This is a genomic window from Streptomyces monticola (assembly GCF_042665355.1).
GTDB lineage: Bacteria > Actinomycetota > Actinomycetes > Streptomycetales > Streptomycetaceae > Streptomyces > Streptomyces monticola.
Genome location: NZ_JBHTCF010000005.1, coordinates 51,850 through 65,799 on the forward strand (window position 1 = coordinate 51,850; position 13,950 = coordinate 65,799).

11 protein-coding genes and 1 tRNA gene are annotated in these 13,950 nt (G+C 69.8%); 7 read left to right on the forward strand and 5 right to left on the reverse strand.

The genetic code is table 11. From position 1 onward, the window contains the following. Positions 1-62: 62 nt before the first annotated feature. The 3 genes from ACFQVC_RS13995 (at position 63) to ACFQVC_RS14005 (ending at position 2,182) form a co-directional block, all read left to right on the forward strand. Complete coding sequence (locus ACFQVC_RS13995; protein WP_381830681.1) at positions 63-842, forward strand: HAD-IIA family hydrolase; 780 nt, start codon at positions 63-65, stop codon at positions 840-842. 155 nt (positions 843-997) lie between these two features. Further along, positions 998-1,513, forward strand: coding sequence for a hypothetical protein (locus ACFQVC_RS14000; protein WP_381830683.1), 516 nt, complete (start codon positions 998-1,000; stop codon positions 1,511-1,513). Between the two features lie 9 nt (positions 1,514-1,522). Then, positions 1,523-2,182, forward strand: coding sequence for a class F sortase (locus ACFQVC_RS14005; RefSeq protein ID WP_381830685.1), 660 nt, complete (start codon positions 1,523-1,525; stop codon positions 2,180-2,182). 368 nt (positions 2,183-2,550) lie between these two features. Here the strand turns inward: ACFQVC_RS14005 and ACFQVC_RS14010 are convergent, their stop codons facing one another. Further along, on the reverse strand, positions 2,551-3,366 hold the full coding sequence (locus ACFQVC_RS14010; RefSeq protein ID WP_381830687.1) for an ANTAR domain-containing protein: 816 nt from the start codon (positions 3,364-3,366) through the stop codon (positions 2,551-2,553). Positions 3,367-3,625: 259 nt separating this feature from the next. Here ACFQVC_RS14010 and ACFQVC_RS14015 point away from each other — a divergent pair, with 259 nt between their 5' ends. After that, a complete protein-coding gene (locus ACFQVC_RS14015; protein WP_381830689.1) occupies positions 3,626-4,666 on the forward strand; it encodes a glycoside hydrolase family 6 protein in 1,041 nt (346 codons plus the stop codon). Between the two features lie 78 nt (positions 4,667-4,744). Here ACFQVC_RS14015 and glxA read toward each other — a convergent pair whose 3' ends face one another. The 4 genes from glxA to ACFQVC_RS14035 form a co-directional block, all read right to left on the reverse strand. Continuing rightward, on the reverse strand, positions 4,745-6,691 hold the full coding sequence (glxA, locus tag ACFQVC_RS14020; RefSeq protein ID WP_381830691.1) for a radical copper oxidase GlxA: 1,947 nt from the start codon (positions 6,689-6,691) through the stop codon (positions 4,745-4,747). Further along, entirely contained in the window at positions 6,688-8,706 is a 2,019-nt protein-coding gene (locus ACFQVC_RS14025; RefSeq protein ID WP_381830693.1) for a glycosyltransferase family 2 protein, read from the reverse strand. Before ACFQVC_RS14025 ends, glxA begins: the two co-directional genes overlap by 4 nt. 349 nt (positions 8,707-9,055) lie before the next feature. After that, positions 9,056-9,790 carry a FadR/GntR family transcriptional regulator gene (locus tag ACFQVC_RS14030; RefSeq protein WP_381830695.1) on the reverse strand — a complete coding sequence of 245 codons (735 nt, stop codon included), beginning with the start codon at positions 9,788-9,790 and terminating at the stop codon, positions 9,056-9,058. A 258-nt stretch (positions 9,791-10,048) separates the two neighbouring features. Then, positions 10,049-10,122: transfer RNA gene (locus ACFQVC_RS14035), tRNA-Lys, on the reverse strand. A gap of 189 nt (positions 10,123-10,311) precedes the next feature. Between ACFQVC_RS14035 and ACFQVC_RS14040 the strand changes: the two genes are divergently transcribed. The 3 genes from ACFQVC_RS14040 (at position 10,312) to ACFQVC_RS14050 (ending at position 13,909) form a co-directional block, all read left to right on the forward strand. Further along, on the forward strand, positions 10,312-11,760 hold the full coding sequence (locus ACFQVC_RS14040; RefSeq protein ID WP_417851981.1) for a peptidoglycan-binding protein: 1,449 nt from the start codon (positions 10,312-10,314) through the stop codon (positions 11,758-11,760). Between the two features lie 160 nt (positions 11,761-11,920). Beyond that, entirely contained in the window at positions 11,921-13,144 is a 1,224-nt protein-coding gene (locus ACFQVC_RS14045) for an SPFH domain-containing protein (protein WP_381830699.1), read from the forward strand. A gap of 165 nt (positions 13,145-13,309) precedes the next feature. Then, a complete protein-coding gene (locus ACFQVC_RS14050; protein ID WP_381830701.1) occupies positions 13,310-13,909 on the forward strand; it encodes a lytic polysaccharide monooxygenase auxiliary activity family 9 protein in 600 nt (199 codons plus the stop codon). Positions 13,910-13,950: the final 41 nt, after the last annotated feature.

The following is a 13,950-nucleotide window of genomic DNA, read 5'->3' on the forward strand; positions in this document are numbered from 1 at the left end:
TAGGCTGACGGTGTCCGGCCGTCCTCATACCGGTATTCCGGCCAAGAGCGGAGATCAGTCCCGTGGCAGAGCGCAAGCCGATCGAATCCTGGCTCACCGACATGGACGGAGTCCTCATCCACGAGGGCGTCCCGATCCCCGGTGCCGATGCCTTCCTCAAGCGGCTCCAGGAGTCCGGCAAGCCGTTCCTGGTCCTCACGAACAACTCCATTTACACCGCCCGTGACCTGCACGCCCGCCTCAAGCGGATGGGCCTGGAGGTACCGGTGGGCAATATCTGGACCTCCGCCCTCGCCACCGCGAAGTTCCTCGACGACCAGCGCCCCGGCGGCACGGCCTATGTCATCGGCGAGGCCGGCCTGACGACGGCCCTGCACGACATCGGCTACATCCTCACGGACTCCGACCCCGACTACGTGGTCCTGGGCGAGACCCGCACCTACAGCTTCGAGGCGATGACCAAGGCGGTACGCCTGATCAACAACGGCGCCCGCTTCATCTGCACCAACCCGGACGAGACGGGCCCCAGCCTGGAAGGCCCGCTGCCGGCCACCGGCGCGGTGGCGGCCCTGATCACCAAGGCGACCGGCAAGGACCCGTACTTCGCCGGCAAGCCGAATCCGCTGATGATGCGGACCGGCCTGAACGCGATCGGGGCGCACTCCGAGACGAGCGCGATGATCGGGGACCGGATGGACACGGATGTCCTGGCCGGACTCGAGGCCGGGATGGAGACGTATCTGGTGCTCACGGGCCTGACGAAGCCGGACGAGGTGGACCGGTACCCGTTCCGGCCGTCGAAGGTCGTCGACTCGATCGCGGATCTGGTCGAGCGGGTCTGATTTCTTCCCCCGCCCCGCCCCTTCCCGGAAGTCCTCCGCGGACGGCGCTCCTCAAACGCCGGAGGGGCTGAAGAACTCAGGCGGGACCGGGGGAAGAAGACCCGGTTGGCCCACACCCGATGGCGGCGCCCGTACCCCGGGCGGACGCTCGGACTATGCGTCGACTCGCCCTCACTCTCTGTGCCACCGCCCTGCTGGCCACCGCGCCGACGGCCGCCTTCGCCGGGGACCCCGCGGGCGTCAAGATCACCCCGTCCCAGGCCGCGCCCGGCGCTGAGGTGCAGATCGCCGCGACGGGCTGTGACGGCACCACAGGCGCCGCGAAATCCGAGGCCTTCGTGGCCGACGGCTCGCTCACCGGCCGGGACGGCAAGGGCTTCCCGCTGTCCGGTGAGGCGATGATCCGCTCGACGGTCACCCCGGGCACCTATGACGTCTCCGTGACCTGCGACGGCGAGGACGGCAAGGCCAAGGGCACCGTCACCGTGGCCCGCAGCCAGCCCTCGCCCACCGCACCGATCAGGGCGGGCGGCGGCGGTACCGCACAGCTGGCCGCCCAGGCCGAGGACGGCCCCGGCAAGCGGCACGTCCTCATCGGCGGGCTGCTCGCGACGGCCGCGGGACTCGCCGTGGCCGGCCGTCTGATCCGCCGGCGCCGACGCCCCGAGTAGGCGCGCGCCATGGACGGGGAACGTTCGTCCGGCACCGCGCGGCTGCTCACCGGAGTGGCCTGGGCGGTGCTCCTCGTGGGCCTGTGGCTGTGGGGCCGCGAACTGACCGACGTACCGGGCGGCTCCACGCCGGCCACCGGTGACGTGGCCGCGGTCGGGCGCCCCTACCCCGTGGAACTGCCGCCCGCGCACGACCCGTTGCCGGAGGCACGGCCGCACCGGGTGGACATCCCGGCGATAGGGGTGCAGGCCCCCGTGGTCAAGCGCGGCCTCGACCAGGACAAGGCCATCGACCCGCCCTCCTACGACCAGCCAGGCGTCGTCGGCTGGTACGCGGGCGGCACCAAGCCGGGGGCGAAGGGCACCGCGCTGTTCGTCGGGCATGTCGACACCCAGAGCAAGCCCGCGGTCTTCTACCACCTCAGCGCCCTCAAGCCCGGCGAGAAGGTGCGGGTGACCAGGGCCGACGGATCGCTCGCCGAGTTCACCGTCGAGGACGTGCAGGTCTTCCAGCGCGATGGCTTCGACCCGCTGAAGGCGTACGGGGAGCGGGAGGCGGGCCGGGCGGAGCTGCGCCTGATCACCTGCGGGGGCACCTTCGACCGTGCCACCCGCAGCTACTCGTCCAATGTCGTGGTCTCCGCGTACCTGACGGGCAAGGGGCCCTGAGCGCCGCGTGCCTGACGAACAAGGGGCCCCGAGCGCCGCGTATCTGATGGGCAAGGGGCCCTGAGCGGGGCCACCAAGAGGCGGCTTGGCGTCAAAACCCCTCTAGGCCGAGGCGCTCATCCGTTCTAAAGTGAGGTCAACGGCCCCAGCCCCCGGCCTGGTTGAAGACGGTACAGAGCCGTCTCAGACGCCATGGGACGGCACCATCGAAACCTCCCGTGCCGGCGCCGGGTTCCTCCCGCAGCCCGAGCGCGCGCGGTGGAGGACCGGCCCGGCCGGCGGCTCCGGGGGGAGCGGGCCACCGGCCGGGTCAGGTGCACACGAGCGGCCCCCGGCCCGCCACGTACACGGCGCACCCCGCCGCCGGTTCAGGGCCGCTTCGGCCCGCCGCGCGGCAGCTGCGAGTCGTCGAGGGCGCCGGAGAGCAGGGCCTGGGCGACCTTGCCGAGCGGCAGCCGGGCCCGGCGGGCGTAGCTGCGCAGCGCGTGGAAGGCGGCATCGACACTCACCTGCCAGCGCTCGGCGAGCATGCCCTTGGCCTGTTCGATCAGGACCCTGCTGGAGAGCGCGGACTGCAGCTGCTCGGCGATCGTCTGGTAGCCGTGCAGATCGCGCTGGTGCGTCAGACCGATCGCGGCCGCGTCGGCGAGGGCCTGGGCGAGGCGCACCTCCGTGGTGGGGTGCGGGGTGTCGGTGAAGAGGTTGAGGGCGCCGAGCACGAGGTCGTCCCGGCGCAGCGGTACGGCGTAGGTCGTGGTGACGTCGTGGTTGCGGGCGTAGCTGGTGAAGTGCGGCCAGCGTTCCAGGACTTCGGGCCTGGCCAGCTGCAGCGGCGGCACCACGGCGCGGGTGGTGTAGCTCTCCAGACAGGGGCCGCCGTGGCGCTGCACTTCGAGCAGGCCGAGCACCCAGTCCTCGTGCGAGGAGGAGGCGGCCAGGGACACCTGGGCCTCGCCGGTGCCGCGCGAGCCGCCGATGAGGACGGCGCCGGCCGCCCGCGCGCCGAGCAGTTCCACACAGTGGTCCGACAGGCGCCGCAGATAGGTGGCCAGGTCGAAGTCGTCCGCCAGGGTGTCGGCGGCCTCCAGGAACGCGGCGGCGAGCCGCAGTTCGCGGAGCTCGGCCGCGCCGGGGCCGTACGGGACGTCCTCCGGGCCTGATGTATCAACCATGGGGCCGGACATGAGCGCCCTCCTCGAATGTGCTCACCCCGCTCAGTCATCACGCCTTGTGCTACTGCGCCTTGTCTTATCGCGTCTTGTGCGGAGCCGCCTACCCCGCCATTGCCACGAGTAACAGCTCCTCGCGGAATGGCTGGACGGGCCGGTCGCGGGGCCGTCGGCATACTGCACCGATCCGGTGACAGGCCGCAGGCGGGCCTCGTGGGTCAAGGACCGCGTATGTCAGGATTGGGGCCCCGACAGTGCACCCAAGGGGGAGTGGATGTACCGCAGCGAAATCCGCCGTAGGCGCAGGTCTGCGGGGTTGAGGTGGCAGGCGGGAGCGGCAGCCGTGGGGGCGGCGCTGCTGATCGCCGGCTGTTCCTCGGACGGGGGCGACGGCCCCGGCAAGACCGAAGGATCGATCAAGCAGCAGCCCAAGGGGAATGACCCGTACTGGGTCAACCCGGAGGGGAACGCGGCCCAGCAGGTGGCGACGTACCAGAAGGACGGCGACGACAAGAACGCCGAGCTGATCCGGAAGATCGCCGAGCAGCCGGTGGCCGAGTGGATCGTCGACCCGGCCGATCCGGAGGGCGAGGCGCGTGGTTACGCGGACGCCGCCGAAAAGGCCGACCGGGACGCCCTGTTGGTGCTCTACAACATCCCGCACCGCGACTGCGGCCAGTACTCGAAGGGCGGCGCCGCCGACGGCGACGCCTACCGCACCTGGATCGACGGTGTGGCCAAGGGGATCGGCGACCGTCCGGCCACGGTGATCCTGGAGCCGGACGCGCTGCTTCACGTGGTCGACGGCTGTACGCCGGGCGAGTTCCACGGCGAGCGGTTCGATCTGCTCAAGGGGGCCATCGAGAAGCTCAAGTCGCTGAAGAACACCAAGGTGTATCTGGACGGCGGCAACCCGGGCGGCCCCAAGCCCGACGCCCTGTACACCCCGCTGAAGTCGGCCGGTATCGACCAGGCCGACGGCTTCGCGGTCAATGTCTCGAACTTCTACACCACCGAGGAGTCCACCGCCTTCGGCAAGGAGCTCTCGGCGAAGTTCGGCAACAAGCCGTTCGTCATCGACACCAGCCGCAACGGCAACGGCCCCTACACACAGGGCGAACCGGACGAGCGGTGGTGCAATCCGCCGGGCCGTGCGCTCGGTGAGGCGCCGACCACGAAGACGGCCGACAAGAGCGTGGACGCCTATCTGTGGATCAAGCGTCCGGGTGAGTCGGACGGCGAGTGCAAGGGCGGCCCGCCGGCCGGGCAGTGGTGGCCCGAGTACGCACTGGGGCTCGCGAAGGGCGCCAAGTAGCCAAGTAGGTCCCTTGGAACATGAGTTGAGGGCGCCCCCGCCGGTGAGACGGGGGCGCCCTCATCGCCCGGAAGGGGTCTACTCCGGGACCTCCACCCACACCGCTTCGCTCGGTGTGCCCTTGTCGTCCGTCACGAACAGCATGTACCAGCCGGGCTGCACCAGGTTCTTGTTCTTTGGGACGGTGACCGTCACCGAGCCACCGGACTTCTTCAGGCCGAGCTCGATGGAGCGCTGGTCGATGTCGGTGACATGCGTGGACGCGCTCGGCTTGATCAGGCGGGCGTTCTTGATGGACGCCGCGTCCCGGGTCTTGAACGTGGCCGAGCCGCCGCGCTCGATCGAGTCCGTGCCGCCCGTGAGCGCGGGCTTGGCGCCCTTGTAGAGATACGGCGGGGTGTAGATCTCGATGCGCTGCTCGAACTTGCCCGGCTTGGTGTTGGCGTCGTCCGAGAAGAGCGAGTCGGAGCCGAACACCACCACGCGGCCGTCGGGCAGGAGCATGGAGCCCGAGTGATAGTTGCGGCCCACCAACGGGTCGGCCACACGGCGCAGTTGGTTGCTCTGCGAGTCGTACATCCGCGCTTCGAGGATGTTGGAGCCGCCGCGGCCGCGGTAGTCCTCGGAGCCGCCGGTGATCAGGACGCTGTCGTCGGGCAGGATCGAGGACTGCGGGTAGCGGGTGCCCTTGCCGAGCGACGGGCCGTCCTTGAACTCCGGCTTGTCGGCCTTCAGATCGATGATCCGGGTCTTCTCGCTGGACTTCTGGGACTCGCCGACGCCACCGCCGCCGACCACCATGAACTTCTCGTCCTGCGCGGGCGGCAGCATGACGGTGCCCGCGGTCTCCATCAGCTTCGGATCGCTCAGGCCCTTCACCTTGGTGAACCGGTTGGTGTCGAAGTCCCAGATCCCCGGCTCGCGGCCGACGTCGTCAGGGCCGTACCCGGCGTTCGCACCCGAGTAGAAGAGCTTGCCGTTCGGCAGGATGAACACCGCGGGATACGTCGGGAACTGGCGCTTCTGCTTGACGTACTTCCAGGTCTTGGTGTCCGGGTCGTACACCTCGTTGCGGTCGCCGGGGACGAGCTGGCCGATGTCGTCCAGGCCGGACAGGGCGAGGATCTTGCCGTCCGAGAGCGTGGTGAGTGTCGGGTACCAGCGGGCCTCGTTCATCGGGTCGACCTTGATGTACTTCTCGGCGACCGGGTCGAACTCGTAGGCGTCCTTGATGCCTTGGAAGTCCTTCTTGTCCAGGGCGAGCTTCTGGGCGATGCCGTAGGTGTTGCGGGCCTGAGTGCCCTTGAGGCCCTGGACCCGGTAGTTGTCCTCGGTGCCGGTCTCGTGCTTCTTGCCGCTCTTCTCGGCCTCGACATAAACCCGGCCGAGGCCCGGGTCGTTGCGCAGGAACTGGCCCGTGGCCTTGTCGAAGACCTTCTTGGCGCGCTCGACGACGACCGGGTCCTTCGAGACGAAGGTCTTGCCGTTCTTCTTGCCGGTGAACCGGGTGCCAGCGGGCAGCGTGATCGGCTCGTCCGGGTTCTCGTTGTGGACGATCATCAGGCCGCCGGCCTTGGTGACATCGCCCTGGAGCTTCTCGTACCGCTTGGTGCCGCCCGCCACCAGGAGCTTGCCGTCCGGCAGTTGGGTGTGGCCGGTGCAGAACAGGTCGTTGGGCGTGTCGATCTTCTTGAAGGTCTTCTTGACCGGGTCCCACAGGATCGTGTCGAACTTCTTCGCGTCGAAGTTCTTCTGGTTGTTCCCCGAGCCCGCGACGAGCAGCACCTTGCCGGTGTGCAGGACGGCCGCGTGAATGGTGTTGAGCCGGAACTCCTCGGGGACGTCGACTATGTCCCAGTGGCCGTTCTCCGCCTTGTACTCAGGTCTGTTGATCTTGTACTGGTGGTACTGCTCGGAGCCGAACCGCCAGAGCCACGGACCGTTCATCCCCGCGAGCGCTACGACCACCGCCGCGCCTATCGCGAAGCGGCGGGCGCGGCGGCGGCTGGTGGAGCGGTCGTTCATTTCTTACGTCCCCCAAGGGCGATCTGCATGGTCTGGTCGGCGGCCCAACTGGGCTTCTGCTGCGGCGCGTGGGCTCCCGGCACCCGTGGGTCGGGCGGCGGCTGCGGTGCGCCCTGCGGCTGCTCGGGCGAACCGCCCTGCTGCGGCACCGTGGCCTGCGGTGGTGGCGCGGAGGTGCCGGGACCGCCCGCACCGGAGGCGCCATCGGAGGGTGGGCCCGCCTTGCGCTTCTTCTTCTCCTGCCGCCAGGCGTAGCGCCAGGCGAAGATCGGCGCCGCCGTGATCAGGAGCGCGAACGAGGCCCAGGTCAGCATCGCCGGGTGGGCGTTGTCGTAGTAGAACGCCGCGACCATCGAGCCGGCGAAGACCAGGATGAAGAACAGATGGATACGGAAGGTGCCGAACAGCGTGTCCGGGCTCGCCGATTCGCCCTTGGGCGTCACCACGAACTTGCTCTTGCGGCGCAGCACGGCGTCCATCAGGGAGCGCGCGTAGATGGGCGCGGACAGGGCCGACATCACCATGCCCGCGACACCGCCTGAGCCCTCCGGCTCGTGCGGCGAGACGTTGTGGCGGCGGTTCCAGACGTAGAGGCCGATCTGCAGCGCCGACGCGTTGCCGTAGAGCATCAGCCAGATCGTCGGGTCGATGTTCACACCCGAGGCGCCGAGCCCGAGGAACAGGGCACAACTCAGCGCCGCCAGTATCCAGTTCATGGCGGACATCGGGTAGAAGATGATCATCATCGTGTAGTTGAAGAGCTTCCCCGGCGGCAGGGAGTACCAGCCCTTCCAGTACTGCTTGAGAATCGTCTCGTAGGTCCCGCGCGACCAGCGCAGCTGCTGGGTGAAGAAGTCCGTCCAGGCGTTGGGGCCCTCGCCGACCGCGAGCACGTCCGGGGTGTAGACCGAGCGCCACTTCTTGCCGGTGGCCGGGTTCTTGTGCCGGTGGATCTCGAAGCCGGTCGCCATGTCCTCGGTGATCGAGTCGTACAGACCGCCGATCTGCTTGAGCGCCTTGATGCGTACGGCGTTGGAGGTGCCGACGAACATCGGGGCGCCGTAGGCGTTTCCGGCGCGCTGGATCAGGGCGTGGAAGAGGAACTGCTGGGACTCGGCGGCCTTGGTGATGAAGTTGTCGTAGTTGCCGTAGACCTGCGGGCCGATCACGAAGCCCACGTTCTCGTCGCGGAAGAAGCCGAGCATCCGCTCCAGGTAGTTGGGCAGCGGCACGTGGTCGGTGTCGACGGAGGCGAAGAAGTCGTAGTCGTCGCCGTGCGCGTCCAGCCAGGCGTTGTAGTTGCCGTGCTTGGTCTTGGCGCGGTGCGGGCCCTTCTGCTGGTTCCACTTCGCGACTCCCTTACGGGAGAAGTGGTGCACGCCCAGGCGCTCGCAGACCGCCTTCACCGCGGGGTCGTCGCCCTCGTCGAGCAGCCAGATGTGCAGCAGGCCCCGGTGGCGCAGCTTGACCGCGGCCTCCAGGGTTTTGGTGACCATCTCCAGGGGCTCTTTGCCGGGCACGAACGAGGTGAGGAACGCGACCCGGGTGCCGGTCTCGGGCACCACCGGGACCGGGTCCCGGGCGACGAGCGTGGCATGGGCGTTGGAGAGCACGTTCATACAGCGGAAGAACTCGATCAGGCCGATCGAGACGAGCATGACGACGTCGAGGTGCTCCAGATACGCGTTCGGTACGTAGTCCCGCTTGGTCCAGTGCTCCGGCTGCAGCAGCCAGCCGAGCAGGACGAGCGAGAGCAGCGGCGCGGCGCCCAGCATCAGGGCCGCGCGCAGGCGGTGCGGCTCCTGGGAGAGCAGCGAGCGGTACTGCACCTTGTACGGCTTGGTCGCGTCGGGCTGCGTGAGGGGGCCCGCGAGACGGCTGTAGTGCTCGTAGTCGTAGCGCGGCAGTGTTTTCTTGATGCGCCGGAAGCCGCCCGTGCGGTGGGACGGTACGCGCAGCTGGGTGGTCTGGGACGGGTCGGAGCCGGGTTCGGCGCCCGTCGGCGTCGACGTCATGAGAGTCATCCCCCCGCACGCGGTGTGCCCGCGTGGTCGCGTTGGTCAATGTGCCTCCCCCAGCTACCGCTGGGAGGCGCCCCCATGGGTCCCCCTGAGCCCCGCGGACGCATCACTGGCAGGCCACCCCTGCGTAAGACTGCCGGGAGTGACCTTCCGGTTGCATGATGCCCGGCACGGCTTCGCTTCATGAACGGGGCCCCCACCCCGCACTCCCGCGCAACCGTCCGTGCCCCAACCACCCCGTATCGCCTGCCTCGTGGGGGCTCTCCGGTCGCAGCAAGGGTTCTACGTCCCCACCAAGATCGCAAGGGCGACTGTGTCCTGCTGAGCGGAGAATCCCCGGAATTTACTGGCCATATGCACGATTTGGGGCGGGAGTTGAGGCGCCGGGATTCGTCGGCATGGGAATGGAAGGTGACCCAAGTCGCATTCGGATGTTCCCGAAGTGCTCCCGTATGGCACGCTCTGCCCGGATCGCATCGCCCGAGCGCACCGCGTCGAGGATCTCCCGGTGCTGACGGCAGGTCACCTTCGGGTCCTGCGGCAGCCCCACGAGATCCGTGCGCACCCGGTGGAACGCCTGCCAGAAGGCCTCCAGCACCTCGCCGAGCAGGGGATTGCCCAGGCCGCGGTGGAGCGTGGCATGAAAGGCGCGGTCGGTCTCGGCGGCCACCGCGCCGCTCTGGGCCTCGTGTTCCATCCGGTCGACGAGTGCGTCCAGTTCGGCCAGATCCGTCGCGGGCACCCGGCCCGCGAGCCGCCCGATCAGGCCGGTCTCCACGGCCTCGCGCAGCTCCAGGAGTTGGAGCAGGCTGTCCTCGCCGCGGTAGTGCCCCGCGACGGTGCGGAAGGTGAGGCCCTCGATCATCGGCGCCACCGACATCGGCCCCACATAGGTGCCGAAGCCGTGCCGGATCTCGACGATGCCCATCGCCTGCAGCGCCTTGAGTGCTTCGCGCACCGAGTTCCGGCTCACCCCGAGGAGTTCCATCAGCTCGGGCTCGGTGGGCAGCGAGGCCCCGGAGGGCAGCCGCCGGTCGATGATGAGCTTCTTGATCCGCTCCTGAATGTCGCGCGCCATGCGCCAAAGGTATCGGCCGACCGCCACCCTGACTCCGGCCGGGAACGACGAGAGCGTCCGGAGCGATGGGGCCTCCGGGACGACGAGAGCCTCGACGAGAGCGTCCGGGAACGACGAGAGCGTCCGGGGCGATGGGGCCTCCGGGACGACGAGAGCCTCGACGAGAGCGTCCGGGAACGACGAGAGCGTCCGGGGCCGACGAGAGTCTCCGGGAACGACGAAGGCCCCTCGCTTCCGCGAGGGGCCTTCGACCGTCTGTGCGCCGCCAGGGACTCGAACCCCGGACCCGCTGATTAAGAGTCAGCTGCTCTAACCAACTGAGCTAGCGGCGCGCGCTGACCCGGAGAACTCTACCCGATGCCTCCGGGTGCTCCCGACCGACCGGCCATACGTACGAGTGGCGCACGACGGCGGCGTACAGCATTCGGACCGTCAGCATGCGATTCCGGTGGACAGTTGAGAAACTGACCGTCGTGCAGGAGCGCGAGTATTCATGGCCGGGGTGTGAGGGGAATCGCATGATGGCTTACTCGGATCCTTCGGAGCCGCCGCCTTCGGAGCCTCCGGAATTAGCCGACGCGGCCGCGCCGGTGTTCGAGGAATTCGAGGGGGCACCGGACTGCGGCTGTCCCGGCTGCGTTTGCCTCCGCCGTGAAAGGGCGCTGCTGCCGGCCCGGCTCGGCGGGCGCCCGGGGGTCCGTACGGCCCGCCGCGCCATGGCCGTCGCGGCCGCCGCCGGCACCGTCTTCTCTCTCCCGCACACGGCGTCCGCCACCGGTCAGGCCGAGCAGCATCACAGCAGGCCGGAGGGGCCGTCCAGGCCGGAGGCCGGCACGGCGGAGGACCCCGACGGCAGTCCGCAGGGCGGCAGTGCCGCCTTGTACGGCAGCGCGGGCAAGCCCGCGCCGGGTGCCCGCTCGGTCACCCGGGCGGAGATCATCAACCGGGCCAAGCGCTGGGTGGCCGCGAAGGTCCCCTACGACATGGACAAGTTCTTCAAGGACGGCTACCGGCAGGACTGCTCGGGCTTTGTTTCCATGGCCTGGAATCTCGGCCGCAACGAATGGACGGGCAGCCTCGCCAAATACGCGGTACGCATCGGACGCGAGCAGCTGCAGCCCGGCGACATTCTGCTTTTCCACAATCAGGCCGACCCGGAGAAGGGGTCGCACGTGACAATTTTCGGCGGCTGGACCGACTACACGCACACGTACTACATCGCCTATGAACAGGCCCGCCCGCACGCCCGCAAGCAGGCCACCCCGTATGCGTACTGGAGTCAGTCCAAACGCTATGCGGCCTATCGCTACAAGAACCTCCGGGCTGCCGCACCCGGCCCGGCGGCCGGTGCCGCACAGCGCTATCCGGGAGCCGCGGCTTTCGGGCCCGGCGCGCGGAGCCCGTATGTCACCCAGCTGGGACGGCTGCTCGTCCAGCGCGGCGGCGGCCGCTTCTACCGCTCGGGGCCGTCGCCTGTATGGGGAGAGGCGGACCGCCGTGCGACCCAGGCCTTCCAGCGCGCCCAGGGCTGGAGCGGCCGGGATGCGGACGGGCTGCCGGGGCCGCGGACCTGGACGTACCTGGTCACGGGCAAGGGCCGGGACATCCCGGCAGGAGCGGCAGGAGCGGCAGGAGCGGCAGGCCCGGCGGGCGCGGGGACGGCGGGCGCTGGGACGGCGGGCACGGCGGCGGATGGTGCCGCGCAGCAGGCGAGCGGTGCCGCGCAGGGCGTGCCGGCCTATCCCGGCAAGGGCGCGTTCCGGCCCGGCCGGTCGGGCCCTCATGTGACGCTGCTCGGCAGGCAGCTGGTGAAGAAGGGCTTCGGCAAGTCCTATGCGCGAGGCCCGGGGCCGCGCTGGGGCGAGAGCGACCGGCGGGCCGTCGAGGCCTTCCAGCGCGCCCAGGGCTGGCGGGGCGGTGCGGCGGACGGCTATCCGGGCCCCGAGACCTGGCGGCGGCTCTTCTCCTGACCCTCACTCTCTTCAAGCGGTACGGCGCACAGCGATACGGAATGGCGCGGCGGCACGGGCACGGCACGGCGGCACGGCACTGCGGTACGGAATGGCGCGGCGGCACGGCACTGCGGTACGGAATGGCGCGGCGGCACGGCACGGCACGGCGGAGGTACGGATGAGAACCACGACGGACAAGCCAGGGGACTACGAAGAGGGCGCGGAGCCGCAGCCGGCCGGGGCCGCCGGATCCGCAAAGGCCGCCGGAGCGGGGGCCGCCGGGTCCGCAAGGGCCGCTGAACAGGCGCCCGCGCGTACCCCGCGCCTCATCCAGAACGAGGCGACCACCGAGATCCCCGTCCACCTCCTCTTCCGCGACGAGACCGGGTCCGTGCCGTTGCCGCCGGCTGTCGTGGGCCGCCGGCAGGGCACCGGGGAACAGCCCCGGGCCGTGCGCCGGCCGGTGCTCGGCACCTCGCCCGCCCGCACGGTGCCGCCCGTGGACACCGGAGTCACCGAGCGGCGCGGCCGGTCCTGGCCGGGCGCCGCCGCCGTGGCCGCCGCTGTCACCGGGCTCACCGGGTGCGCGGCGGGCGCCTGGTGGGCGGGTCTCCTGCCGCCGCTCGCGGTGCGGCTCGCCCGGCTTCCCGAGCAGCCGGTGGCCGGGCTCGGCCCGGCGCAGTGGGCGGTGCTCGCCGGGGCGGGGGCACTCGCCCTGTTCGCGTTCGGCGGGCTCGGCCGGGGGCGGGTCGGCCGGGCCTGGGTGCTGTCGCTGTTCGGGAGCTACCGGGGGAGTGTGCGACGTACCGGTCTCGTCTGGATCAATCCGCTCCTGAAGCGGCGCCGGGTCGACGTACGCCTGAAGCACTGGCGCAGCGAGCCGATGCCGGGTGTGGACGCGAACGGGGTGGCGCTGCGGGTCGTGCTGCTCGTGGTGTGGCGGATCAAGGACACGGCGCGGGCCTCGCTCGCGGTGGACGATCACGTGGCCTATCTGCGCGCGTGCGTGGAGGCGGCGCTCGCCCGGGTGCTCTCGCAGCTGCCCGTCGACGCCCCGACGAGCGGCGCGGTGGGCCCCACGCTGCGCAACGCGGAGGCCGTGGGGGACGCCCTGACCCGGCGGCTCGCGGCGGACGCGGAGGCGGCCGGTGTCGAGGTGTTCTCGGTCCAGCCGACCCGGATCGACTACGCCCCGGAAGTGGCCGACGCGATGCGCAGGCGCAGGCTCGCGGCCCTGGACGCCAGGGACCGCGACACCGTCCTGACCCAGGTGGTCGACTCGGTCGAGGACACCGTCACCCGGCTCACGATGCGTGGCCTGGTCGAACTCGACGACTACGAGCGCAAGGCGCTGGTGAAGGATCTGACGGTGGCGTTCTACACGGGGCACGGGGAGCGCTGACCCTCAAGTCCCGCCGGAGAGGCGGCAGTTCCACGGAATCTGCTCTTCTATTGGTATGGACATGTTCAACTACCCGCAATAATCTGAGACTTGGTCTAGACCGCATCCACTGCGCAGTGACTCACAGAACTCCCCCACGTTCTCCAGGAGCACAGGAGCAGCAGCATGCGAAAACGGATGTACGCGGCCGCGGTCGGCGTGGCCACCCTCGGAGCCCTCACCCTGTCCACCGGTGGCGCCACTGGTCACGGCTACACCGACTCACCGATCAGTCGCCAGAAGCTCTGCGCCAACGGAAGCGTCACCGGCTGTGGCGCCATCCAGTGGGAACCCCAGAGCGTCGAGGGCCCCAAGGGCTTCCCGGCGTCGGGCCCCGCCGACGGCAAGATCTGTTCGGCCGGCCTCGGTCAGTTCAACGAGCTCAACTCGCCCACCAAGCCGGGCGGCGGCGCCTGGCCGACCACCAAGCTCACGAGCGGGGCGAGCCAGACCTTCCGCTGGCAGTTCACCGCCAGGCACCGCACGACCGACTTCAAGTACTACGTCACCAAGAACGGCTGGAACGACAGCCAGCCGCTGACGAGGGCGGCGCTCGACTCCGCGCCCTTCTTCACCGTCCCCTACAACAGCCAGCAGCCGCCGGCCACGCTCGAACACACCGGCCGGCTCCCCGGCGGCAAGTCCGGGCACCATGTGATCCTGGCCGTCTGGACCATCGCGGACACCGGGAACGCCTTCTACGCCTGTTCCGACGTGACGTTCTGACCTGCCGTTCTGACATGGCGTCCTGACGCGACGTTCTGACT

What these genes read in the sequence shown, in the direction of transcription:
- ACFQVC_RS14000 (WP_381830683.1), top strand. Translation starts at nt 998, where the DNA reads ATGCGTCGACTCGCCCTCACTCTCTGTGCCACCGCCCTGCTGGCCACC.
- ACFQVC_RS14005 (WP_381830685.1), top strand. Translation starts at nt 1,523, where the DNA reads ATGGACGGGGAACGTTCGTCCGGCACCGCGCGGCTGCTCACCGGAGTG.
- ACFQVC_RS14010 (WP_381830687.1), bottom strand. Translation starts at nt 3,366, where the DNA reads ATGTCCGGCCCCATGGTTGATACATCAGGCCCGGAGGACGTCCCGTAC.
- ACFQVC_RS14015 (WP_381830689.1), top strand. Translation starts at nt 3,626, where the DNA reads ATGTACCGCAGCGAAATCCGCCGTAGGCGCAGGTCTGCGGGGTTGAGG.
- glxA (WP_381830691.1), bottom strand. Translation starts at nt 6,691, where the DNA reads ATGAACGACCGCTCCACCAGCCGCCGCCGCGCCCGCCGCTTCGCGATA.
- ACFQVC_RS14025 (WP_381830693.1), bottom strand. Translation starts at nt 8,706, where the DNA reads ATGACGTCGACGCCGACGGGCGCCGAACCCGGCTCCGACCCGTCCCAG.
- ACFQVC_RS14030 (WP_381830695.1), bottom strand. Translation starts at nt 9,790, where the DNA reads ATGGCGCGCGACATTCAGGAGCGGATCAAGAAGCTCATCATCGACCGG.
- ACFQVC_RS14040 (WP_417851981.1), top strand. Translation starts at nt 10,312, where the DNA reads ATGGCTTACTCGGATCCTTCGGAGCCGCCGCCTTCGGAGCCTCCGGAA.
- ACFQVC_RS14045 (WP_381830699.1), top strand. Translation starts at nt 11,921, where the DNA reads ATGAGAACCACGACGGACAAGCCAGGGGACTACGAAGAGGGCGCGGAG.
- ACFQVC_RS14050 (WP_381830701.1), top strand. Translation starts at nt 13,310, where the DNA reads ATGCGAAAACGGATGTACGCGGCCGCGGTCGGCGTGGCCACCCTCGGA.